The sequence below is a fragment of the Salipiger aestuarii genome, from assembly GCF_003259905.1.
GTDB classification, from domain to species: domain Bacteria; phylum Pseudomonadota; class Alphaproteobacteria; order Rhodobacterales; family Rhodobacteraceae; genus Salipiger; species Salipiger aestuarii.
In genome coordinates, this window is record NZ_QLMG01000022.1 from 48,595 (window position 1) to 73,173 (window position 24,579).

Genomic DNA, 24,579 nt, shown 5'->3' on the forward strand with positions numbered 1-24,579 from the left:
TCCGCCGGGGCGATCACGAAAAGGCCAGGCACCATGTCCCAGATCCACGGCGGCAAGACCGTCTTTGGCGCGACCCTCGGCATTTTGATGCTGCAAACGCGCTTTCCCCGCATCTTGATGCTGCAAACGCGCTTTCCTCGCATCCCCGGCGATATGGGCAACGCGCTGACATGGCCGTTCCCGGTGCAGTATCGCGTGGTGCGCGGGGCCTCCCCGACAGGGTGGTGCGACAGGATGCGCGCGTGCTGGTGGATCTGTTCATCGAACAGGCGCTTGATCTTGTCGCGCATGGCTGCGTCGGCATCACCACCAATTGCGGGTTTCTGTCCATCGTGCAGGATCAGGTTGCCGGCGCCGTGCCGGTGCCTGTCGCGACCTCGTCGCTGATGCAGGTGCCGATGGTGCAGGCGATGCTGCCGCCGGGCAAGCGGGCGGGCATCCTGACCATCTGGAAACCCACGCTGACGGTGCGGCATCTGGCGGCGGCGAATGTGGCCCTCGATACGCCGGTCTGGGGCACCGGGGCAGGGCGCGAATTCACCCGCGCAATCCTTGGCGATGAACCGCAGATCGACTTTTCCGCCTGCCGTGCCAACATGATCGACGCCGCCCGCGCCTTTCACGCGGCCCGCCCGGGGCTTGGCGCGATCGTGCTGGAATGTACCAACATGGTGCCTTATGCGGCGGATGTGCGGCGGGTGACCGGGCTGCCGGTGTTCTCGATCTTCAATTTCGTGCAGTGGTTCCAGCAATCGCTGATGCCGCCTCGGTTTCCCCACGCGCTCGACGAGCCGCGCCTTTAGCCCATCAGCGCCCGGCGCATCAGGTTCAGCCCCGCCAGCAGCAGCACCCAAAGCGTGATTTTGCGGAACGCAGCCTGGTCGATGCGGTCATGCACCTTCATGCCCAGCCACATACCCGCCAGCCCCGGAATCAGCAGCAGCGCCGAGAATGGCGCGGTCTGCGCGTTCAGCACGCCCGACGCGACATGCGCGCCGGTCAGCGCCAGCGCGCCCAGCCCATAGATTACCCCCTGCACCCGCACCTGTTCGCGCTTTTCGGTGTCGATGGCTGTCAGATAGGCCACGACCGGCGGCCCCCACACCCCCGACAATCCGCCGATGAACCCCGCGATCGCGCCCGTGACGCCTTCAAGCCAGCGGCTGGGGCCGTGTTGCAGATGCGGCTTCCATCCGGCCAGCTGCATCACGCAAAACAGCGTCACGGGCGCGCCGATCATCCCCAGCAGGACGTTCGCGGGCAGCACCCGCACCAGTTGCGACGACAGCAGCAGAAAGGCCAGCCCCACGCCCAGGAACAGCCCGAAGCGCCGCATCGACGCCAGCGCCGCACGCCAGCCTTGCTGCAACGCCTGAATGGCATTGCTGACCAGCGCCGGCAGAATCAGCCCGGCCAGCGCCAGTTCGGGCGACAGAAAGCTGGACAGGCCGGAAATCAGGATCATCGGCATGGCAAAGCCGACCATGCCTTTCACCAACCCCGCCACCGCTGCGATGGCGAAAGAAATAGCAAGCAGGGAAGGCGAAATCAGGGTAAGGATACTGTCCATGACCCGCTGATAACACGGGCGAAATCCGCCTGCCTTGAAAATCGGCTGCGCAAGAATAGAACCTTGATGCCGCATCGCATGACTTTTTGTTGCGCTGCAACTGCGAAGTGGCTATCCCCGATGCGATCTTAGAGGAAGGACACGAACAATGGCACATGACGGAGCCGACCTGGCGATGGGCCAGGGCATCCTGCTGGACGATCTGCTGAGCCTCACCGCCGACGCCATCGCCCCCGCCGAGGCAGTGCTGGAGGCCGCGCGCGTCTCGGTGCGCGACATGACGACGGAAGACGGGCGCGTGTCCAACCGCCTTGTCGAGGCGAACCAGTGCGCCGCCCATGGCCTTGCCTGGCTTGCCACCTACGTCGAATCGCTGCGCCAGATGCAGTATTGGGCGAACAAGCTGACGTCCGAGGCAAGCTTTGGCGAGATCGAACAGATCATCCAGCAGATCGCATTCGGCGAATACCTCAGCCAGATCGCCGGCGGCATCCAGATGAACCAGGGCGAGATGGTGCGCCTGCGGGATCTGGGCCTTGGCCCCGATGTCATGGCGACGCTGCGCACCCCCGCTGTCGAAACGCTGATGGCACGCGGCAACACCCAGGGCGCACGCACCCGGCTGGTCGAGCTGATGCAGGAACGCTCGGCCGAGATCACCGTGGGCAAGACCGGCCTCGACAACGAGCTGGAGATGATCCGCGAGCAGTTCCGCCGCTACGCCGTCGACAAGGTCGAACCCTTTGCCCATGAATGGCATCTCAAGGACGAGCTGATCCCGATGGAGATCATCGAGGAGCTGTCCGAAATGGGCGTCTTCGGTCTGACCATCCCCGAGGAATACGGCGGTTTCGGCCTGTCCAAGGCGTCGATGTGCGTGGTGTCCGAGGAACTGTCGCGCGGGTATATCGGCGTCGGCTCGCTGGGCACCCGGTCGGAAATCGCCGCCGAGCTGATCCTTGCGGGTGGCACCGACGCGCAAAAACAAAAGTGGCTGCCGGCGCTCGCCAGCGGGGAAAAGCTGCCCACTGCGGTGTTCACCGAACCCAACACCGGGTCGGATCTGGGCGCGCTGCGCACCCGTGCGACCAAGGACGAAAACGGCGACTGGACCGTGACCGGCAACAAGACGTGGATCACCCACGCGGCGCGCACCCATGTGATGACGCTGCTGGCCCGCACCGACCCCGGCAGCGACAACTACAAGGGCCTGTCGATGTTCCTTGCGGAAAAGACGCCGGGCGACGATGCCAACCCGTTCCCAACCGAGGGCATGACCGGGGGCGAAATCGAGGTGCTCGGCTATCGCGGGATGAAGGAATACGAGCTGGGCTTTGACGGGTTCAAGGTCAAGGCCGAGAACCTGCTGGGCGGCGAAGAGGGCAAGGGTTTCAAACAGCTTATGGAAACCTTTGAATCCGCCCGCATCCAGACCGCCGCCCGCGCCATCGGCGTGGCGCAATCGGCGCTGGATGTCGGCATGAAATACGCCGAAGACCGCAAGCAGTTCGGCAAGTCGCTGATCGCCTTTCCGCGTGTCTCGGGCAAGCTGGCGATGATGGCTGTGGAAATCATGGTCGCCCGCCAGCTGACCTATTTCTCGGCCCGCGAGAAGGACGAGGGCATTCGCTGCGATCTTGAGGCCGGCATGGCCAAGCTGCTCGCCGCCCGCGTGGCCTGGGCGAATGCGGACAACGCGCTTCAGATCCACGGCGGCAACGGGTTTGCGCTGGAATATACCGTCAGCCGCATCCTGTGCGATGCGCGGATCCTGAACATCTTCGAAGGTGCCGCCGAGATCCAGGCGCAGGTGATCGCCCGGCGTCTGCTGGGCTGACCGGCCCCCGTGGCGCGCCGGGCAAAACCGGCGCGCGCGGGTTTCAGCCGGAACCGGCGCCGCGCCTAAAACATGTCGGCGGGAAACCCGATCACCTTGCGGGCGAATTTCTTGCCCGTGGCCACCGGATAAGGCAGGGCGAACCCCTCGCGATCGCCCGGTTCCCTGGCGGCGTTGGACAGCGCGGCCTGCCGCCAGGTGCGCGCCTGCGATGTGCTCGCCCCGCCGATCGTCGGACCCAGCCATTTTTCCGCGAGGCGTTCGCGCAGCGCCTTGGCGTCCTCGGGCCGACGGAACAGCACCGACGCTTCGGTGTCCCAGCGCATCGACCGCCCGTTGAGGTTTGCCGATCCGACCATGCCGACCCGGTCATCGACCACCGCCACCTTGGAATGGATATAGATCGGACCCGATTGCAACACCTCGGCCTGACCGTCCCTGGCTGGCACGGGCTGTGCCGGCGAAATCATCGCCAGCCGTTCGCCATAGGCCCGGCTCAGCCGCTCGGCGGCTTCGGTCTGAAGCGCATGCGCGGCGCGCGCGTCCCAGCCCACGTCGCTGTCAAACAGCACGCGGTCCGCGGCGGGGGGCAGCACGATCACCAGTTGCAGATCGGGTTCGCGTTTGGCGGCGCGCACCAGCGCATCGACCAGAGGGCGATGCCGCAGGAACTGGGTTTCCAGATAGATGAAGTGGCGCGCCTCGCCAAAGAGCTGGATCAGCGTCTTTTCGTGCTCGGTCGCCAAGGTCTTGGGCGCAAGGGTCGAAAGGCCCCTGCGCGGGACCGACACGGTGCGCAGCAGCCGCAGATCGGCGGGCGGTTGGGGGCGGATGTCGGTGGCCATATGCTCGGCCTCGCCCAGCACCGCCGGGGTGCCGCAATCCAGCGCGCGGTTCCAGGTTTCGGAAAAATGCAGCCGCAGGGCCGCGGCGAAATCCGCGTCGTCCACCTGCATGGACACGTCATGCCAGGTTTGCTCGGGCGCCTGATCGTGGTCGAAATCGTCCCAGCGCCGGTCGTTGACATCCAGGCCACCGATGATGCAGCGTTCGCTGTCGACGACGGCGAATTTCTGGTGGATGGTCACCGGGCGCAGCAGGATCGGTCCTTTGACGAGCGCCCGCTGGATCGGCGTCAGTTCCGAGTGATCGCGCCCGCGCAGCTCTTGCAGCTTTTCCCCGACACGGCTGCGCATCATCCAGCGCCACAGCGGCCCGGCAAGCTGGCCGTGCGGGGCGCACAGGATCTGCACATCGCCCTTGATGCCCTGGGCAAAGCCGCTGGCGGACCGCCAGGCGAGCTTGTGCAGCGGTTCGGCGAAGATCGGATCGAAATCCGCCAGAACAAGACGCACGCGCACGCCCTTTTGCGCCACTGCCGCCAAAAGGTCGGCCCAGGTCTTCAGACCCTGATCCAGAAACTCCGGGCAGTGCAGTTGCGTCGTCGGGTCGAGGATGCGGAACGACATCACCAGCTCGCGCTGGGCGCTCATGGCGAGACGTTCGAGAGCGGGAAACCCCTCGGACGCGGTGATCAGGGATGTCAGTGTCATGCAGGCTCTCAGTTTCGGTTGCGACGCAGGGCGGAGCGGAAGTCCGACAGCCTGAAGGCGCCAATCGCCTGTCCTGCAAGCGCGTAGGACAGCATGCCCACCGCGACGAGCACTAAAAGGGCAATGTAACGCCAGTAATTCATGGATAGCATACTGCCGAGAAGCAGATAAGTTCCCCACAGTATTCCCGCCATGACGACCGAGGCCACGGCGATGCGCGGCACCCGCCGCCGGAAGCGGTCATCGAAACGCGCGGTCTCGCCCAGCTTGCGGCCCCCCGTGCCCAGCATCACCACCATGACCCAGGCCGCTGTTGTGGTGGCGATGGCCGGCGACAGCCAGCCCGCAATGGGCACCAGCCCCACCGCAAGCACCGCGTTCACCCCCATTGACCAGAGCGCGTAGCGGAACGGCGTGCGGGTGTCTTCGCGCGCAAAAAACAGCGGTTGCAGCACCTTTTGCAGGACAAAGGCCGGCAGCCCCAGCCCGTAAATCGCCACGGCGATGGCGATGGCCTGCGCATCGGCATGCGTGGTGCGGCCACGTTCGAACAGCACCGACACGATGGGCAGCGGCACGATGATCAGCGCGGCGGCAGCGGGCAGGGTCAGCGCCAGCGCCATTTCCCCGGCGCGCGAAAACGCGTGGCGCGCGCCGTCGCTGTCGCGCGCCTTTAGCCGCCGTGACAGGTCCGGCAGCAGCACGATGCCCACCGCAATCCCGACGACGCCCAGCGGCAGCTGGTACAGCCGATCGGCGGCGTAAAGCCAGCTGACCGCCTGCCCGAACTGCGATGCGACCTGCTGGCCGACCAGCAGGTTGATCTGCATGACACCGCCCGCCATCGCCGCGGGCACCGCCACGCGCACAAGGCGGCGCATGTCGGGGGTGAACCGGGGCAGGCCCGGCCGCACCTTCACGCCCGACCGTTCCGCCGCGATCCAGACCAGTGCCAGCTGGGCGACACCCGCTACGGGGATCGCCCAGATCAGCCACCATATGACCTCGTCTCCGAACGCGACGCCGGCGCTCATCGCGGCGATGACCAGCAGGTTCAGCAACACCGGCGCGGCGGCGGCGGCGGCGAAATGCCCCGTTGCGTTCAGCGCGCCGGAAAACAGCGCCGCCAGCGAGATGAAGAAGATATAGGGAAACACGATGCGGCCATAGCCGATGGTCAGATCGAACCGCGCATCGGCGGCAAAGCCTCCGGCGGTGGCCCAGACCAGCGCGGGCATGAACACCAGCGCGAAACCGGTGACGATCAGCAGCACGAAGGCCAGCCCGTTCAGCGCGTCGCGGGCAAAGATCAGGGGGTCTTCGTCGCCTTCGAGTTTCTTGGAAAAGATCGGCACGAAGGCGGCGTTGAACGCCCCTTCGGCAAAGAACCTGCGGAACATGTTGGGCAGGCGAAACGCCGCGACGAACGCATCCATCACCGGCCCCGGCCCGATCAGGGCAAGGATCACCGTATCGCGGACAAGGCCCAGAACGCGGCTTGCCAGCGTCCAGAAGCCGACGGTCAGGACGCCCGAAATCAGGCGGATGGGTTTCATGGCTGCTCTGCCCTCTGAGGCGCTGGTTCGGGCAAGTGCTAGCCTATCGCGGGGGGGCGTGGAAAGGGCGTTTCAGGGCGCGCCGGTCGTGCTGGCGCGGGGCATGCAGATTTCCCTTTCGTCACCCGCCCGTGGGGTGAACTCTGGCGGTGTCGCGATCGGGGCGCCCTTGCAATGCAAAAGGAATTTGAACATGCCGCTCTGTTTTCATCATTGCACCGACGCCAAGGGCCACACCGGGACCTCGGGGGGGGGGGGGGCGACAACGCGGCATGGCACCGCGAACCGCGCCAGATGATCGTGTCAGGCTGATATGCCCCCAGCGTGGGCCGTGCCGCCGGGGGGCAACAACACGCCGACCGCATGACGGGCCCCTGCGGATGCGGCCTGTGCGCGGCGGTATTCCGCAGGCGACAGGCCGCGCCTGGCCTTGAGCACGCGCGCCGGGTTGGGGCCGTCGCAGAACGCGCGGCCATGGGCAATCTCGGTGACGGTCTGGCCCGTGCCGCGCAGCGCCCGGTCCAGCCGCAGGTCAGGATAGGCCGTGCGCGGTGTCATGCGGACATCGGCCAGAACGCGGCGTTCCAGCCTGCGTCGCCCCACCCCCAGCGCCTGCGCGATCTGCGCCAGCGGCACGGGCAGTTCGATATGCTGCTGCATGCGCAGGACCGCGTGAATCTGTCGGCCAGCAGAAACCCGACGCGCAGGCGCTTTTGTGACGTTTGACCACGGCGCGGACCTTTTGACGCAAATCGCCCGGTCAGGCGACGCATTTCTACCCGCATCAGGACGTGCCGAAGCGTAATTCTGCCTCCAGCCCTGAATCGTGCCGTCACCGCCGGAGTCCCCCATGACGCGTTTCAACGCCTTCTCTCTTCTCAGAAATGCCCTGAATGGACACCGTGGGTGGACCGAGCAGTGGCCCGAGGCACAGCCCAAACCTGCCTATGACGTGATCATCGTCGGGGCCGGTGGGCATGGGCTGGGGGCGGCCTATTATCTGGCCACGCAACACGGCATCACCAATGTCGCGGTGATCGACAAGGGATGGCTGGGCGGGGGCAACACCGGGCGCAACACCACGATCATCCGGTCCAATTACCTGTACGACGAATCCGCGCGGATGTTCGACCATTCGGTCGACCTGTGGCAGGGGCTGAGCCAGGAACTGAACTATAACGTCATGTATTCCAACCGGGGCTGCCTGATGCTGGCCCATACCGTGCATGACGTCCAAAGCTTCAAGCGCCACGTTCATGCCAACCGCCTGAACGGGGTCGACAACCGCTGGCTGACGCCGCAGGAGTGCAAGGCATACTGCCCCCCGATCAACATCTCGCCCGATGCGCGCTATCCGGTCATGGGCGGCGCGTTGCAGCAACGCGCGGGCACGGCGCGCCACGATGCGGTGGCATGGGGCTATGCGCGGGGTGCGGCGGCGCGCGGCGTCGACATCATCCAGAACTGCGCCGTGACCGCGATCCGGCGCGGGCCGGACGGGGCGGTGATCGGGGTCGACACCGAAAAAGGCTTTATCGGCGCGAAAAAGATCGCCGTATCGGCATCGGGCCACAACACCCAGGTCATGGCGACGGCGGGGGTGCGTTTGCCGCTGGAATCCGTGCCGCTTCAGGCGCTGGTGTCCGAGCCGGTCAAGCCGGTGTTCCCCTGCGTGGTCATGTCCAACGCCGTGCACGCCTATTGCAGCCAGTCCGACAAGGGCGAGCTGGTGATCGGGTCGGGCACCGACCAGTACGTCAGCTATTCCCAGCGCGGCGGATTGCCGCTGATCGAACACACCATCGCGGCGATCTCCGAGGTGTTCCCGATCTTCAACCGTATGCGGATGTTGCGAAAATGGGGCGGGATCACCGACAACACGCCGGACCGCTCGCCCATTGTCGGCAAGACTCCGGTTCAGAACCTGTACGTCAACTGCGGTTGGGGCACCGGCGGGTTCAAGGCCACGCCGGGTGCGGCGCACACGCTGGCCTGGACCGTCGCCAGGGATGAACCGCACCCGATCAACGCCCCCTTCACGCTGGACCGGTTCCGCACCGGCCGCCTGATCGACGAAGCCGCCGCCGCCGCTGTCGCGCACTAACGAGGTCCTTGATGCTTTTGATCCATTGCCCCTATTGCGACGAAACCCTGCCCGAGGTCGAATTCGCCTACGCGGGGGAAGCGCATATCGCACGCCCCGAAAACCCGTCCGAGATGTCTGATGAGGACTGGCAGGAATTCCTGTTCATGCGCACCAACACCAAGGGGCCGTATTACGAACGCTGGCGGCATCTGCACGGCTGCGGGAGGTTCTTCAACGCGGTGCGCGACACCGTGTCGGACAAGTTTCTGACCACTTATCAGGCGGGGGCCCCGCGCCCCGATCTTGACACCCTGTTGCCCCCCCAGGCGGAGGGCGGCAAATGAGCTTCTATCGCGTTCCCGGCAAGGGCCGGGTGGATCTGTCGCGCCCGGTGACGTTTACCTTTGACGGCAAGACCTGTGCGGGCGGACGCGGTGATACGGTTGCCTCGGCGCTGCTGGCGCAGGGCACGCATCTGATGGGGCGGTCTTTCAAATACCACCGCCCGCGCGGGGCCGTGGCCGCCGGGTCAGAAGAACCCAATGCCCTGATCGGAACCCGCCGTGGGCCGGGCCGGTTCGAACCCAACACCCGCGCCACCGTTCAGGAAATCTATGAAGGGTTGCAGACCCGGTCGCAAAACACCTGCCCCAGCCTGAAATTCGATGTGGGTGCGGTGAACGATGCCGCCTACATGCTGTTTTCGGCCGGGTTCTATTACAAGACCTTCATGTGGCCGCGCAGCTTCTGGGACAAGGTGTACGAACCGTTCGTCCGCGCCGCCGCCGGGCTGGGCGTGTGCCCGTCCGAGGAAGACCCCGACCACTACGCCTCACGCAATCTGCATTGCGATGTGCTGGTGGTGGGAGCGGGGCCGACCGGCATCGCGGCGGCCAGGGCGGCGAGCGCCGATGGCCTTTGCGTCGTGCTGGTGGATGAACATTCCGAGGCGGGCGGCACGCTGTTGTCCGAACCCCAGGCGGTGATTGACGGCGTGCCCGCCTGGGACTGGCTGGCGCGCGAATTGGCGGCGTTGAAAGACACGGGCGTCAAGGTGATGACCCGCACCACCGCGATTGCCTATTATCACCAGAACATGGTCGGCCTGTGCGAAAAGCTGACCGACCATCTGGCGCAGCTTCCCGATGACACGCCGCGCGAACGGTTGTGGCGGGTGCGCGCGGGGCAGGTGGTTCTGGCGCAGGGCGCGCTGGAAAAGCCGTTGGTGTTTCACGGCAATGATCGCCCCGGCATCATGCTGGCCGGATCGGCGCAGACCTACCTGAACCGCTACGGCGTGCTGGTGGGCAGGCGTCCCGTGGTGGTGACATCGCATGACAGCGCGTGGTTTGCGGCCTTCGATCTGGCGGATGCCGGCGCTCAGGTGCAGGCCATCGTCGATCTGCGCGCGGATGTGCCCGAAGCGCTGATGCAGCAGGCCCGCGCGCGGGGTATCCCGCTCAAGCTGTCGCACACCGCGACCGCCACCAGGGGCCGGTTGCGGGTGAAATCCATCCGGGTGAACCCCGTGACGGGCACCGGCGTTGGCAGCCCCGAGGTCATCGCCTGCGACGCGGTGCTGATGTCGGGCGGCTGGACGCCGTCACTGCACCTGTTCTCGCACACCAGGGGCAAGCTGGCGTGGGACGACGACCGCACCACATTCCTGCCCGGCGAAACGCCCGAGGCTTGCGTCATCGCGGGGGCAAGCCGCGGGCTGTGGGGCATCAAAGCCGCACTGAACGACGGCGCCGCAAAGGCGCGTGAGGCCGCCGCAGCGCTGGGCCGCGCGGGCAGCGCGCCCCCTTACGCCGTGGCGCAGGATCGCACCGGAAGCGGCGTGTCGGCGCGCGAACTGCCGACCGACCTGTCGCCGGGTCGCGCCAAGGCGTTCGTCGATTTCCAGAACGACGTGACCGCCAAGGATCTGCGTCTTGCTGTTCGCGAGGGCATGCGGTCGATCGAACACGTCAAGCGCTACACCACCAATGGCATGGCCACCGATCAGGGCAAGATGTCCAACATCAACGGGCTGAACATCGCGGCCGATGCGCTGGGCAGGAAACAGCCTCAGGTCGGGCTGACCACCTTTCGTCCGCCCTATACGCCGACCACCTTCGGGGCCTTCGCGGGCTATCACCGGGGCGCGCATTTCGAGGTGACGCGCAAAACCCGGATCGACGCCTGGGCAGAAAGCCACGGCGCGGTGTTCGAACCCGTCGGCCAATGGCGCCGCGCGCGGTATTTCCCGCAAACGGGCGAGACGATGGACGACGCCGTGCGCCGCGAATGCGCCGCCACCCGCGCGGGTGTGGGCATCTTTGATGCGTCTACCTTGGGCAAGATCGAGGTGGTCGGCCCCGATGCGGTGGAATTCATGAACCGCATGTACACCAACCCCTGGAACAGGCTGGGGGTGGGGCGCTGCCGCTACGGCCTGCTGCTGGGCGAGGATGGGTATATCCGCGACGATGGCGTGATCGGGCGCATGGGGCAGGATCGGTTCCACGTCACCACCACCACCGGTGGCGCAGCCCATGTGCTGAACATGATGGAGGATTACCTTCAGACCGAATGGCCTGACCTGAACGTCTGGCTGACCTCGACCACGGAACAGTGGTCGACCATCGCGCTGAACGGCCCCGATGCGGCGAAACTGCTGCAACCGCTGACCGATGTGACCCTGACCGAGGATGCGTTTCCGCATATGTCCTGTACGACATGCACCGTTGCGGGCATGCCCGCACGGCTGTTCCGCGTCAGCTTTACCGGCGAGATCGGGTTTGAAATCAATGTGCCCGCCCCGATGGGCCGGGCGCTGTGGGATACGCTGTGGCGGGCGGGGCAGCCCTTGGGGATCACCGCCTATGGCACCGAAACCATGCATGTCTTACGGGCTGAAAAAGGCTACATCATCGTTGGTCAGGACACCGACGGCACCGTCACGCCCCATGATGCGGGCATGGGCTGGGCCGTGGGCGCGCAAAAGCCCGACTTTGTCGGCAAGCGGGGCCTTGCGCGCCCCGACCTGGTGGCCGAGGGCCGCAAGCAGCTTGTCGGCCTGCTGACCGACGATGGCAGCAAGCTCGAAGAGGGGGCGCAGATCGTGTTCGATCCGGCGCAGGCGATCCCGATGACCATGGTCGGGCATGTGACCTCGTCGTATGATACCGGCACCACCGGGGCATCTATCGCGCTGGCGCTGGTCGCGGGCGGGCACGCGCGGCTGGGCGAGACCGTTCACATCCCCATGCCCGACCGCACGATCGCGGCACGGATCGTCCCCACGGTGTTTGTCGATCCCGACAACGCTCGCATCAGGATCCCCGCCCCGGAAACCGAAGGAGCCGCCGCATGAACGCCCCGATCCTTGCCGAGGTCCCGCTGGCGCACAGCGCCGCCGCGACGATCCGCCGGGCCGCACCCCGCGCGCGGGCCTCACTGCGGTTGCGCGGCGATCTGGCGCCGTTTGAGGCAGCGCTCGGCCTGACCCTGTCGGGGCGGCTCGGCTCGCGCGCCGACGCAGGCCCGCGCGAAGGCCTGCGGCTGGGGCCGGATGAATGGATGCTGCACACGACCCCCGACGATCTGGCCACTGTGACCTCAGCCCTTGCGCCGCTGTATGCGGATCACCCCCACAGCCTTGTAGACGTGTCGGGGCGCGAGGTCACAGTCGTGATCGAAGGCCCCCGCGCGGCCGAGCTGCTGACCATCGGCTGCGCGCGCGACATCGACGCCATTCCCGACGGCGCGGCGCGGCGCACGGTGTTCGATGGCGCCGCCGTTATCCTGTGGCGCGACAGCGCGACCCGCTTTCGCATCGACGTCTGGAACAGCTTTGCCCCGCACCTGCTGGACCTGCTTGTCATCGGCACCAGGGAACTGGCCGCCGAAACGTCGTAACTTCGCGCGCAGGCCCCCCTGTGCGGCGCAACCGATCCATGCAAGGATGACCCGATGTTCCTGTCCGTCTTTGACGTCTTCAAGATCGGCATCGGGCCTTCGTCGTCGCACACGATGGGGCCGATGGTGGCGGCTGCGCGGTTTCTGGACGAGCTGCGCGGCGGCGCTGAAAAGATCCCCGGCGCGGGCGATCTGCACCGGCTGGGGGCCAGCCTGCATGGCTCGCTTGCCTGGACGGGCAGGGGGCATGCGACGGACCGCGCGGTGATTCTTGGGTTCTGCGGGCTGGTGCCCGAAACGCTTGATCCCGATCGCGCCGCCGATCTGGAGACCGAGGTGCGCCGCAACAAGTCGGTGCATCCCGATGGGCTGCCGCCGCTGGCGTTCGATACCGACGCCGACCTCGTGTTCGATTTCGGGCCGCCGCTGCCCGGCCATCCCAACGGCATGGTGCTAAACGCCTGGGACGCGGCGGGCAACATGTACCACAGGCAGACCTATTATTCCGTCGGGGGCGGGTTCGTCGTTACCGCCGCCGAACTGGACACGCAGCGGGCCGCGCCGCCGGATCTGCACGCGCAAAAGGCGCAGCGCCATTTTCCCCATCCCTTTGGCACCGCCGCAGAGATGCTGGCGATGGGCATGGCGTCAGGTCTGAGCATCGCGCGGATGAAGCGCGCCAACGAAACCGTGCTGCACGGGGCGGCGCTGGATGCCAGGATCGACCGTATCCTGGACACGATGGACGATTGCGTCGCGCGCGGCCTGGCCCAGGACGGCATCCTGCCCGGAGGCCTGAACCTGCGCCGCCGCGCCAAGGCGATCCACGACCAGCTTCAGGCGGAACAGGGCGTGAACCTGGCCCAGCCGCATCAGGTCAACGACTGGCTGAGCGTCTACGCCATGGCGGTGAACGAGGAAAACGCCGCTGGCGGGCGCGTGGTGACATCCCCCACCAACGGCGCGGCGGGCGTGGTTCCGGCGGTGCTGCGCTATTATCGCGACCATTGCATCGGGGCGACCCGCGCAGGGTGTCGCGACCTGTTGTTGACCGCCGCCGCCATCGGCGGGCTGATAAAGCACAACGCGTCGATCTCGGGTGCCGAGGCGGGCTGTCAGGCCGAGGTCGGCAGCGCCGCCGCCATGGCCGCCGCCGGGCTGTGCGCCGTGCTGGGCGGCACCAACGCCCAGATCGAAAATGCCGCCGAGATCGCGCTGGAACATCACCTTGGCATGACCTGCGACCCGGCGGCGGGCCTTGTGCAGGTGCCCTGCATCGAACGCAACGCCCTGGGCGCGATCAAGGCGGTGTCGGCGGCCAGTCTTGCGCTGCGCGGCGATGGTAAGCATTTCATGCCGCTGGACAACTGCATCCGGGTGATGCTGCAAACCGGGCAGGACATGAACGAGAAATACAAGGAAACCTCGACCGGGGGGATTGCCGTCAATCTGCCCGAATGCTGACCCCGCCGGCGCGGGCGCATTTTCGATGCCGCTGCGGACACGAGGTCTGTTGCCCTTGCCGGGCCCTCGGGCCAACCGGCGCAGTCCGACATGGCACAGACCGACATGGCGCAGACCGACATGGCAAAGACCGTCAGGAACCCCGAAGGCGACACTGATTTCAACCGCCGGGCCGACAAGACCCCGGCGCCGTTCAACGGGCAGCTTCAGGGCGAATGCATGAAATTTGTCCGCCTGCGCGCCCCGTTCCCGATCGCTCTGACCGTTGATGGTGCCACTTGGCGTGCTGCTGTCGCCGGTGGCGTTTCCTGCGGCGTTGTGCGCCGTCGCCACCGCCATGAACAGCCGGCGCAGGGAAAAGCGCGAGGCCGGCAGGACCAGAGCCACCTGAACAGACGCAGCGCCACAGCCGACACCACCGCAGGCACCGCCGCCACAAGGCGCGCGGACCCCGCCGGGCGGATCGACGTTGTTTGACCCCCCCGGTCTGATGGTGCGGTTCTTTCTCATGGATGAAAGAAAGCACCATGGGGCAAGTTCGTCACGGGATCACCCCGACCACGGTCTCCGTCAGAGCTTCAAGACAGCGATCGCAAGCTTCGGTCTCGGCGCTGAGCAAGGGCATTGTTGCTCAAATCGGGTAGGGTTTGGTCTTCCGCTTCTCGCCGGACGGACTTATCCTGCGGGCACCGTGACGGGGATGCCGAGAGCGGTGTAACGGTTGAGCACGGCGATGCGGACGTGGATTTCCGCAACCTGCCGGTCGAAGTCTGTCGACATAAGTGTCTGGCTGAGGCGCTTGATGCAGCTCATCTTGCTCTCGACGCGGGTATCCGCTCCATCTTCGCCAGATGGCCCGGCCCAGGCAACGTGATACATTGACTGCCCCGTTCCGGGCGATGGTCCCCGCGTTGGCGGGTTTCCGCGGCCCGGCATTCTTGCGCGGTGGAATGACAGCATGTGCATCACGCGCAGCACTCGCGTCGTGGGATTTGCGCGTGTCAGAGGCCCCGTCGGCCGTTACTGACCCGATGGGCTGATCTGGTGGGATCTGGTTGAGCAATTCCGGGGGCATGGGGGCGTCACCGACATCGCTCGTGGTATCTTCGGCCGCCCGCACTTCCAGAGGTTCCTCGTCAATCCCGATATGTACCTTGCGCCAGATGCGCCGTTTAGGGCCGCCATGCTTGCGGGCATGCCACGCGCCTTCCCCCTCGGCCCTGAGGCCAGTGCTGCCGATCAACAGATTGACCAGCCCACTGCCGCCGCGATACGGCAAGCTCAGAGTCAGCGTCTTTTGGCGGCGGCACTGCGTGCTGTAATCCGGTACCGTCCAATCTGACCCGACAAGCCGCGACAGGCTTTTAACGAACCCTGTCGTCTGCCGAAGCGGAAGGCCGAACACCACCTTCAGGGTAAGGCAGGTTTGGATCGCGGCATTGCCGAACTGCTGCTGACGGCCGCGTTCGCCACGCGGCGCGGGTATCCAGACCATCGCTGGATCAAACCAAATCGACAAGGATCCACGCCGCTTCAACGCATGATTGTCATCCGAGCAGTTCGTGGTCTTATACTTCGTCTTACCCAACTGCTCATACCCTCCAGCTAACATGCTGGATTCGCAGTATGAATCCCCAGCGCGATTTGTGCAACAAGGCCGGTCGCAAAGGCTGGCCCAGACGCGGGCTACGGGCATCACGACCCCGCGCCCGTCCCTGATCCGGCCGGCGGGGTCCGCGAGCGTCCCGGCGCGCTGCCCGATGCCCGGCGGGCTGTCGGCGCCGTTGCCCGAGGTTGGCGCGACCATGCCGGACGGCGGGATTTCGGCGGCGAGCCCCGTCACCCTGTCCCCCATGACTCGAAGCGTCGAATTCCGGCCGGAAAAGAGCTTGCGTCAGTCTTCGTGACGCATGGTAAACAGGGCCTTGGCGATGGCGCAACGGAAACGGGCGGGCAGGGATGGCGCGTGAAAGACCCTGGACGAAAACCGCGACGCTTGGGCGGGCGTTGCTTGAGGCCGGGGCCGGGCTGGGCAAGTGCCGCGATCTTGGCGCGGTGAAACGCCCCGGACCGTCCGGCAGCCGCACTGCCGACGCGGCGAATCCCGCCATGCCCGCCCTATCCGCATCGCCGACCGGGATCGTGGTGCCCGACAGCGACCGCACGATGGCGACGCCGGCCAGCGCCAGACTGACGGCAAGACCGATTGGGGTCTTCGGGCATGCGACGCGGTCATGGCAGATTGTGCCCCGCCCGGATGCGGCCCTGTCATGTTGTCGCGCCCTGGGTTGGCTACAGGTGCAGCACGACCTTGCCACGCGGGTTGGAACAGCAGGCGAGGATATAGCCTTCCTCGATCTCGTCATCGGTGATGCCGCCATTATGCACCATATGCACCTCGCCCGACAGCTTCATGGTCTTGCAGGTGCCGCAGACGCCGAAGGTACAGCCCGACGGAATGGCGATGCCCGCGCCGCGCGCCGCCGCCAGCACCGTGTCGGTTTCCGGGCAATGGGTGGTCTTGCCCGAGATGTCGAAGACGATCTCGGCCTGCACGTCCTCTTCGGGCAGGTCGTCTTCGGGGACGGGGGCTTCGACCAGTTCCGGGCCGGGGGTGCCCGGCGCCTGGAAACTTTCCTGATGATAGCGGTCCATGTCGTAGCCCAGCCCCGCCAGCGCCTCGCGCACGGCGGTCATGAACCCGTCGGGGCCGCAGCAGAACACCTCGCGTTCCAGGTAATCCGGCGCGATGAGGCCCAGCATCAGCTGATTGAACTGGCCCTGGTAGCCGGTCCAGGGGCGGTACTTGTCCTTTTCCTGCACGACCCAGCGCAGCTCGATCCCTTCCGAGCGGGATGCGATATGTTCCAGCCGCTCGCGAAAGATGATTTCCGACGGTCTGCGCGCGCAGTTGACGAAAACGATGTCGCAGCTGCGGCCCTTGTCGTAGATTTCGGTGGTCATGGACATCATCGGGGTGATGCCGCTGCCGGCCGAGATGAACAGGTATTTTGTCGCCGGGTGGTCCTGCGCGGTGAACCGGCCCGCCGGGCCGATGGCGCGCAGTTGCATCCCCGGTTCCAGGTTGTCCATCACCCAGCGCGTGCCGATGCTGTCGGGCTGCGCCTTCATGGTCAGGGTCAGCGACAGCGGGCGCGATGGCGACGAGCTGATGGTCCACGTTCGGTACAGCGGCCCGCCCGGCACCGGCAGTTCCAGCGTCAGGAACTGCCCGGCCTTGAAGTCGAAAGGCCGCCCCGAAGGGGCCTGGAAGCACACGGTGATGACATTGGGCGTTTCAGGCAGGATCGAGACGCATTCCAGCATCTCGTCATCGGTCCAGGGGTGGGTTTTGGTCAGCATGGCTTACTCCGCAGCGATCGCGTCGGGCAGGTGCGCCGTGCGCATCCGGTCCATGTACCAGCCGACGAACTGTATCACGCCGTCCTCGTGGCTGGGGGAATAGGGGCCGGGTTCATAGGCGGGTGAATTGATGCCGGCCTGGTTGTCTTCGACCACGCGGCGATCTTCGTTGTTGGTGTGTTCCCAGACGACGGTGAGGTCTTCGATATTGTAATCCACGCCCTCGACAGCATCCTTGTGGACCAGCCATGTGGTCTGCACTTCGGTTTCCTGCGGGCCGATCGGCGTGACGCGAAAAGTGATCGAATGATCCGACAGAAAGTGGTTCCACGTCGTCGGATAGTGAAAGATCATCAGCGCGCCGGCATCGGTGAACGGGATCCGGCCAAGGCGTTTCTGCACGGCGATCTTGCCGCTGATCGTATAGCTTTCGGCGCCGTCCAGCAGCGGCATCCGGGTGGCGCGGTACTGGCCATCCTCGGCCATGACAAAGCGCGACGGGGCGCCCGCCGCTTCGAGACGCGCAAAGTGGTTTTCCACCCTGGGGGGGTATTCGCCGCCCGCCGCGACGCCGGTGATGGCGGGGTCTTCGGGGAAGGTGCGACACAGGTCGGGGTGGTTGCCCGCGCAGTGATAGCATTCGCGATTGTTTTCCCACACCAGCTTCCAGTTGCCTTTCTCGATGATGGTGGATTGATGCGCGACCTTGGCGGCGGTCAGGTCGTGCACGCCCAGATAGGGCGTCACCGTCGCCGCAAAGGCGGCAAGATCGGGGGCCTGTTGCGCAAGGCAGATGTACACAAGGCCCGACACGATGTCGCAATGCACCGGTTTCAGCCCATGTTGCGACGGGTCGAAGTCATCGCCCATGTCGCGCGCCCACAACAGCTTGCCGTCCAGATCGTAGGTCCATTGATGGTACGGGCAGGTCAGTTTCGCCATGCGCCCCCTGGGGGCCGAACAGATCACCGACCCGCGATGGCGGCAGGTGTTGTGAAAGGCGCTGATTTTACCCCTGGCGTCGCGGATCACGATCACGTCGTACACGCCCACCTTGATCCGCTGATAGGCGCCTGTCTTGTCCAGCATCACGGCGGGAAAGGCGTAAAGCCATTCGCGATACCAGATCGTTTCCAGATCGGCCTCATAGATCGCGGGATCGGTGTAAAAGGGCTGCTGCATGGCATGGCCAGGACGGTGAGCAAGCAGCAGTTCGGGGATCGACGCGGTGGGACGTACCATGGCGAAAGCTCCGGGCAGGTGGGACGTATCTTTCGCTTTAGCCCATCCCGCGCGGCGCTTGGCAATTGGCAAAATATTCATCTCGGGTTAGCCTGCCTAATGTGGATAAGGCAAATGATCCTTTTCCGACCTTCCCGGTACAAAAGCGACACCCGATGCGGAAACCCTATGATCTTGCCCCCCTCGGGGACCTTGCCTGTTTCGAATCCGCCGCCCGGAATTTAAGCTTCAAGCAGGCGGCGCAAGAGTTGAACGTGACCCCGGCGGCGGTGTCGCACCGGATCAAGGCGCTGGAATCCGAACTGGGACAGGGGCTGTTCACGCGGCAGTATCGCGGCGTCGAACTGACCGAGGCGGGCGCGCTGCTGTTCGTCGCCTTGCAGCGCGGATTCGAGACGATCTCGGATGCGGTGGTGCGCATCCGTGCCCGGCAGGACCGCGCGGGCGTGTCGCTTGCCGCGACCACCGCGATGAGCGCGCTGTGGCTGACACCGCGCCTTGCCGCGTTCTGGAAGGCGCATCCCGGTGTCGCGATTTCCCAGATCATTCAGGATGACGGCACGGGGCACGGCGTGGATCTTAGCATCCATTACGGCGATCCCGCGCGTGAGGCCGATGAAACAAGGGTGCTGTTTCACGATCGTATCCTTGCGCTGGGCTCGCCCGAATTCGCCGCCGCTCAGGGCATCAGGGATGTGCAGGATCTGGCCCGCGCGCCGCTGATCCATACGCAATCTGGCACCAACCCCTATACCGAATGGCCCGACTGGTTCGCGGCGATGGGGATCGAGGCGCCGCAAGGGCCGGGGTTCTATCTGAACAGCTACCTGATTTCGCTGAACGCGGCCGAGGATCACATCGGCGCCGTGCTGGGCTGGGAAGGTCTGCTGGGCGGGTCCCTGACCTCCGGGCGGCTGGTGCAGCTGGTGCCCGACGCGATGGCATCGCCGTCGCCGTTTTACCTGCGTATCCACAACCGCGCTTCGGCCAATGCGCGGCTGTTCGCGGATTGGCTGGCCGCGCCGGAGGCATGAAACCCGGCAGGCCGTGGTCCGCCGGTTGCGGATGATGATTCAGCTGCGCGGCTTGAGGTTTTGCGGATCGTAAAGCGGCGCATATCCGACGCCGGCCACCTCGACCGGGAACGGTTCGTCAAAATAGGTGACCTGAAGCGACCGCCCCAGTTGCGCATAGTCATGCGGCAGGTAGGCCAGCATGATGTTCTTGCCCAGGCTTGGCCCGAAGGCTTGCGAACTGGTGTAGGATCGCCGCCCCAGATCGTCGACCAGCACCGCGCCGGTGTCCGGATCCATCACCGGCATGGTGTTCACCGGGTAACGCGCGACGCCGTGGCTGTCGATATTATCGGTCATCACCAGCGTGCACAGCATCGCGGGCTGGTGGTCGCGGGCGCGATATTCCAGGTGCCTTGCCTTGCCGCGGAAATCGGCCTCCTTGACCCTGGGGCGGGCCAGATCGGCCTCCAGCAGGTTGTATTGCGTGTGCAGGTCGGCGTTTTGCAGGCGCAGTGATTTTTCCAGACGGCGCGAGTTGGCATAAGTTTCGACCCCCATCGCCATCACGCCGGTGTCGCGCAGCGCGTCCCACACGGCCAGCCCGTCATCGTAGGGCATGTGCAATTCCCAGCCCTGTTCGCCGACATAGGAAATGCGGAACGCGGTGACGGGCTTGCCCGCGATTTCAATCGGTTTGATCGCGGCAAAGGCGAATGCGTCATGGTCCAGCCCCGCCGGGTCCGCGACCACCTTTTTCAGCGTCTCGCGCGCGTTCGGGCCCCAGATGCCGATGGTGGTGTAGCCTTCGGTCACGTCGGTGATGGTCACGTCCAGCCCGCGATCCTGCGCGGTGCGCTTCATGTATTCCAGATCGCGCGGCCCGGCATCGGCGCCGTTCACCAGCCGGCACCGATCGGCCATGCGAAACACCGTGAAATCGGCCCGCACCATGCCGTCATCGTCCAGCATGTGAGTGTAGATGCCCTTGCCGATCATGGTGTCGCCGCCGATTTTCGCGGCGCACAGCCATTCCATCAGCGCCACATGATCGGGGCCGGAAATATCGGTCATGTGGAAATGCGACAGGTTGACGATGGCGCAATCGCTGCTCATTTCCAGCTGTTCGGCGTTGGACACGCGCCAGAAATGGCGGTTGTCCCATTCGTTTTCGCGCACGGGCACCCGATCGGCGTATTTGTCCAGCAGGTGGTTGTTTGCCGCGTAGCCATGCGCCCGCTCCCACCCGCCGAGTTCCATGAAATGGCCGCCAAGGTCGACCTCTCGCTCATAAAACGGCGACCGGCGGATGCCGCGGGCGTTGCCAAAAGGCTCTCGCGGGTGGATCGGCGGGTTATAGATCTTTCTGGCGGTTTCCTCGCAGCGGCCCGCGATGAAATCCTCGGTCAGCTGGAAATCCTGAAAGCGGGCGTAATCGACGCCGTGATGGTCGAGATGGGTGCGCCCATCAGTCATCCAGTCGGCGATCAGCTTGCCCATGCCGGGGCCGTCCTTGACCCAGATCGCGACCGCGTACCATAGCCCGCGCAGCTTGCGGCTTTCGCCCAGCGACGGGCCGCCATCGGTGGTCGCTTGCAGCAATCCGTTGAAGCTGTGGCTTTGATTGAAGCCAAGCTCGGCCAGGATCGGGGTCAGTTCCATCGCGCGTTCAAGCGGTTCGATCACGTCATCCAGAACAAGGTCGCGCATCGACGGCGACAGGCGCGACTGGTGCTTTTCCAGAATGTCGCGCGGGTGGACCATGCGGGGTTCTTTTTCGTAGTAATAGCCCCATTCCATCTGTCCGCCTTCGGTGGTGGAGGGGTCGCCGGTGTCGCGCATATAGGCCGAATTGCCCTGATCGCGCAGCAAGGGGCGGCCGATTTCCAGCCCCGTTCCAGAAAATTCATCATAGGGGCCAAAGAAGGTCAGCGGATGGTCGACGGGCATGACCGGCAGGTCTTCGCCCGCCATGTCAGCGATCAGGCGCCCCCAAAGGCCGGCGCAAACGACAACCTTATCGGCCAAGATCGTGCCACGCGGGGTCGTTACGCCGACAACACGACCGTTTTCCTGAACAAGGTCAAGCGCCGGACAGTTGGAAAACGCCCGCAGCTTGCCGGTCTTTTCGGCCTGATCCACCAGCTTGCCGGCCACGGTCTGCGACCGCGGGGTCACAAGGCCCGCGTCCGGGTCCCACATGGCGCCCTGGATCTGGTCCTGTTCCAGCAGAGGGAATTTTTCCTTGGCCTCGGCGGCGGAGATCATCCGCACGTTGGTGCCAAAGGCGCGCCCCGAATCGCAGCGGCGGCGCAGTTCCATCATGCGTTCGTCATCGCCGACGCGCGCCACCTCAAGCCCGCCGATGCGGCTGTAATGGCCCATCTTTTCGTAAAAATCGACGGAATACATCGTGGCCCAGGTGCTCAGCTGGTCATGGCTGGTGCAGTAACAAAAATCCGACGCGTGTCCGGTCGACCCGATGTCGGTCGGGATGCCCGATTTGTCGATGCCGACGATGTCGTCCCAGCCCCGTTCGATCAGGTGATGGGCGACCGAGGCGCCAACGATGCCGCCAAGGCCGACGATGACGACGCGGGCGCGTTCGGGGAATGCTGACATGGGCGTGGGTCCAACTGACGAAAGGGGTGCAAAGGCTGCGCTCAGGATTGCCGCAATGCGCCATCGCAAGACAGAAGAATTGCGGCGGGGGCGCATTACGGATACGACAGGCCGTCAGGTTTTCCGACGAAAGGCCCGCAGGCATGGAAACGCGGCGTGTCCCGGCCCGCTCTGGCACGATCAATGCGCCCCGCCAGGCGGTCAAGGGGCCTCCCCTTCGATCCGATGGCGCGCGGCTGCGCGTCGGGTTCGTGCTGGCGCGAAAATTCACCCTGTGCGCGTTTGCCAATTTCGTCGACGTGCTGCGGCTGGCGGCGGATGAAGGCGACCGGTCGCGTCCGATCCTGTGCAACTGGTCGGTGCTGTCCGCGACGATGGATCCGGTGACGTCCAGCTGCGGCGTGCCGGTGCAGCCCAAGGAACGCCTCGGCGATCCGGCGCGGTTTGACTATATCGTCGTGGTCGGCGGTTTGATGGATGAAATGTCGATTCTCGGCCCGGCCTATGTGCAGTTTCTGGCGGATGCCGATGCGGCGGGGGTGCCGCTGGTGGGGGTGTGTTCCGGGGCGTTCCTGCTGCATCAGGCGGGGTTTCTGGACGGCTATCGTTGCTGCGTCAGCTGGTTTCATAACGCCGATTTTCTGGCGCAGTTCGAAGGGCTTGACCCGGTGGCCGACCAGATCTTCGTGGTCGACCGCAACCGGCTGACCTGTTCGGGGGGCGCAAGTTCGGCGCATCTGGCGGCCTATCTGGTGGACAAGCATGTCGGCCGGGCGCAGGCGTCCAAAAGCCTGCACATCATGATCATCGACGATGCCCATGCCGCCGAAAAACCGCAGCCCGGCGTCACGCTGGATTTCCGCACCCGCGATCCCATCGTGCTGCGCGCGCTGCTGGTGATGCAGCAGCACCTGGATACCCCGCCCACCGTGGCCGAGATCGCCCGCCGCGCCGGCCTGAGCAAGCGGCGGCTGGAACGGCATTTCCGCGCCGCGCTGGATCTGTCGCCGCAGGCGGCTTTTCTGGAAATCCGGCTGTCTCACGCGCATCATCTGGTAACGCACAGCGACAAGTCAGTGCTTCAGATCGCGCTGGATTGCGGGTTTTGCGACAGTTCGCATCTGGGCCGGGCGTTCCGCAGGCGGTTCGCGCTGACCCCGCTGGCGCTGCGCAAGGGGGCGTGACGCAAATCTACCAGAGGGCTGACGCGGATCTTCGGGCGGGGCAGACGGTGCGGCGCTAATCAGGGGCGTCGTTTTCCCGGCCGGTCCCGATGCCGCGCAGGCTCCGAAAGGCATTCACATGACGCGGATTCTTCTGACTGTTTCCTGCCCGGGGCGTCCGGGCATCGTGGCCGCGATCTCGGCCTATCTGGCCGAGCAGGGCTGCAACATCCACGACAGCTCGCAGTTTTCGGATATCGACAACGACCGGTTCTTCATGCGGCTGAGCTTTGCCTCCGAGCAGGGGGCGACCCGTGGGGCGCTGGCCGGGGGCTTTGCCGGGATTGCCACGCGGTTCGGGGCCGATTTCGCCTTTCACGACCCGTCCGAAAAGATGAAGGTGGTCATCATGGTGTCGCGGTTCGGGCATTGCCTGAACGATCTGCTGTACCGCTGGCGGATCGGGGCGCTGCCGATCGACATCGTCGCCGTCATCAGCAATCACATGGATTACCAGAAGGTGGTGGTGAACCACGACATCCCGTTTCACTGCATCAGGGTCACCCCCGCAAACAAACCCGGAGCCGAGGCCGAGCAGATGCGCGTCGTACGCGAATCCGGGGCCGATCTGATCGTGCTGGCGCGCTACATGCAGATCCTGTCCGATGAGATGTGCCGCGACATGTCGGGGCGGATCATAAACATCCACCACTCGTTCCTGCCCTCGTTCAAGGGGGCCAACCCCTACAAGCAAGCGTTCGAGCGCGGTGTGAAGCTGATCGGGGCAACGTCGCATTATGTGACGGCGGATCTGGACGAAGGGCCGATCATCGAACAGGACACGGTGCGGGTGACCCATGCGCAATCGCCGGGGGATTATGTCTCGCTTGGCCGGGATGTGGAATCGGCGGTGCTGGCGCGGGCGATCCACGCGCATATGCACCGGCGGGTGTTTGTGAACGGAGACAAGACCGTGGTCTTTCCCGCCTCGCCCGGCGAATATGCGTCCGAGCGTATGGGCTAGCTGCTTAGTCCCAGCATGTGATGGTCTACTTATCTGTGACCATGGGAAGGACGCACCATGGGACAAATTCTTCGCGGCAGCGCCACGCACTGTTACCCGGCGGGCGATTTGCAAGGCAAATCTGCCGAGAGGGCACGCACGCGATCCGAGCAGCAATACAGCGATCCATTGGCTGGCAGTCGT

The 24,579-nt window shown here is 65.3% G+C and carries 17 protein-coding genes and 2 pseudogenes; 11 read left to right on the forward strand and 8 right to left on the reverse strand.

Going from position 1 to position 24,579, the window contains the following annotated elements; all coding sequences use genetic code 11:
• Positions 1–33: 33 nt before the first annotated feature.
• Positions 34–803: pseudogene (locus ATI53_RS12620) on the forward strand (aspartate/glutamate racemase family protein).
• Here ATI53_RS12620 and ATI53_RS12625 read toward each other — a convergent pair.
• Positions 800–1,570 carry a sulfite exporter TauE/SafE family protein gene (locus ATI53_RS12625; protein ID WP_170134572.1) on the reverse strand — a complete coding sequence of 257 codons (771 nt, stop codon included), beginning with the start codon at positions 1,568–1,570 and terminating at the stop codon, positions 800–802. The pseudogene ATI53_RS12620 and the gene ATI53_RS12625 overlap by 4 nt on opposite strands.
• A gap of 148 nt (positions 1,571–1,718) precedes the next feature.
• Between ATI53_RS12625 and ATI53_RS12630 the strand changes: the two genes are divergently transcribed.
• Positions 1,719–3,407, forward strand: coding sequence for an acyl-CoA dehydrogenase family protein (locus ATI53_RS12630; RefSeq protein ID WP_009505691.1), 1,689 nt, complete (start codon positions 1,719–1,721; stop codon positions 3,405–3,407).
• A 65-nt stretch (positions 3,408–3,472) separates the two neighbouring features.
• On the opposite strand, the gene ATI53_RS12635 is transcribed toward ATI53_RS12630, so the two are convergent.
• The 3 genes from ATI53_RS12635 to ATI53_RS23295 form a co-directional block, all read right to left on the reverse strand.
• Positions 3,473–4,960, reverse strand: coding sequence for a phospholipase D family protein (locus ATI53_RS12635; protein WP_111550555.1), 1,488 nt, complete (start codon positions 4,958–4,960; stop codon positions 3,473–3,475).
• Between the two features lie 8 nt (positions 4,961–4,968).
• The gene (murJ, locus tag ATI53_RS12640; RefSeq protein ID WP_111550556.1) at positions 4,969–6,516 is read right to left on the reverse strand and encodes a murein biosynthesis integral membrane protein MurJ; all 1,548 of its coding nucleotides are present in this window, start codon (positions 6,514–6,516) and stop codon (positions 4,969–4,971) included.
• Positions 6,517–6,819: 303 nt separating this feature from the next.
• The gene (locus ATI53_RS23295) at positions 6,820–7,176 is read right to left on the reverse strand and encodes a helix-turn-helix domain-containing protein (protein ID WP_170134573.1); all 357 of its coding nucleotides are present in this window, start codon (positions 7,174–7,176) and stop codon (positions 6,820–6,822) included.
• Between the two features lie 190 nt (positions 7,177–7,366).
• Here ATI53_RS23295 and ATI53_RS12650 point away from each other — a divergent pair, with 190 nt between their 5' ends.
• From ATI53_RS12650 to ATI53_RS12675, 6 genes are all read left to right on the forward strand, one after another.
• Entirely contained in the window at positions 7,367–8,620 is a 1,254-nt protein-coding gene (locus ATI53_RS12650) for a sarcosine oxidase subunit beta family protein (protein WP_009505685.1), read from the forward strand.
• Positions 8,621–8,631: 11 nt separating this feature from the next.
• A complete protein-coding gene (locus ATI53_RS12655) occupies positions 8,632–8,946 on the forward strand; it encodes a sarcosine oxidase subunit delta (RefSeq protein ID WP_009505684.1) in 315 nt (104 codons plus the stop codon).
• A complete protein-coding gene (locus ATI53_RS12660) occupies positions 8,943–11,960 on the forward strand; it encodes a sarcosine oxidase subunit alpha (protein WP_009505683.1) in 3,018 nt (1,005 codons plus the stop codon). The genes ATI53_RS12655 and ATI53_RS12660 overlap by 4 nt, the downstream gene beginning before the upstream one ends.
• Positions 11,957–12,505: an aminomethyltransferase family protein gene (locus ATI53_RS12665; protein WP_009505682.1), complete on the forward strand. Its 549-nt coding sequence runs from the start codon at positions 11,957–11,959 to the stop codon at positions 12,503–12,505. The genes ATI53_RS12660 and ATI53_RS12665 overlap by 4 nt, the downstream gene beginning before the upstream one ends.
• Positions 12,506–12,559: 54 nt before the next feature.
• Complete coding sequence (locus ATI53_RS12670; protein ID WP_111550558.1) at positions 12,560–13,969, forward strand: L-serine ammonia-lyase; 1,410 nt, start codon at positions 12,560–12,562, stop codon at positions 13,967–13,969.
• Between the two features lie 90 nt (positions 13,970–14,059).
• Entirely contained in the window at positions 14,060–14,446 is a 387-nt protein-coding gene (locus ATI53_RS12675) for a hypothetical protein (RefSeq protein ID WP_111550559.1), read from the forward strand.
• A gap of 198 nt (positions 14,447–14,644) precedes the next feature.
• Here the strand turns inward: ATI53_RS12675 and ATI53_RS12680 are convergent.
• From ATI53_RS12680 to ATI53_RS12690, 3 genes and pseudogenes are all read right to left on the reverse strand, one after another.
• Positions 14,645–15,565 (reverse strand): annotated as a pseudogene (locus ATI53_RS12680) (IS5 family transposase).
• A gap of 696 nt (positions 15,566–16,261) precedes the next feature.
• Positions 16,262–17,332, reverse strand: coding sequence for an FAD-binding oxidoreductase (locus ATI53_RS12685; RefSeq protein WP_009505678.1), 1,071 nt, complete (start codon positions 17,330–17,332; stop codon positions 16,262–16,264).
• A 3-nt stretch (positions 17,333–17,335) separates the two neighbouring features.
• Positions 17,336–18,574 (reverse strand): aromatic ring-hydroxylating oxygenase subunit alpha, encoded by a 1,239-nt coding sequence (locus ATI53_RS12690; RefSeq protein WP_111550560.1) that lies wholly within the window; start codon positions 18,572–18,574, stop codon positions 17,336–17,338.
• A gap of 155 nt (positions 18,575–18,729) precedes the next feature.
• Here ATI53_RS12690 and ATI53_RS12695 point away from each other — a divergent pair, with 155 nt between their 5' ends.
• On the forward strand, positions 18,730–19,608 hold the full coding sequence (locus ATI53_RS12695) for a LysR substrate-binding domain-containing protein (protein WP_111550561.1): 879 nt from the start codon (positions 18,730–18,732) through the stop codon (positions 19,606–19,608).
• A 39-nt stretch (positions 19,609–19,647) separates the two neighbouring features.
• Here the strand turns inward: ATI53_RS12695 and ATI53_RS12700 are convergent, their stop codons facing one another.
• Positions 19,648–22,209, reverse strand: coding sequence for a GcvT family protein (locus ATI53_RS12700; RefSeq protein WP_111550562.1), 2,562 nt, complete (start codon positions 22,207–22,209; stop codon positions 19,648–19,650).
• Between the two features lie 143 nt (positions 22,210–22,352).
• On the opposite strand from ATI53_RS12700, the gene ATI53_RS12705 reads away from it, so the two are divergent.
• Positions 22,353–23,393 (forward strand): GlxA family transcriptional regulator, encoded by a 1,041-nt coding sequence (locus ATI53_RS12705; protein ID WP_111550563.1) that lies wholly within the window; start codon positions 22,353–22,355, stop codon positions 23,391–23,393.
• A 118-nt stretch (positions 23,394–23,511) separates the two neighbouring features.
• A complete protein-coding gene (purU, locus tag ATI53_RS12710) occupies positions 23,512–24,396 on the forward strand; it encodes a formyltetrahydrofolate deformylase (protein WP_111550564.1) in 885 nt (294 codons plus the stop codon).
• The last annotated feature ends 183 nt before the right edge of the window (positions 24,397–24,579 follow it).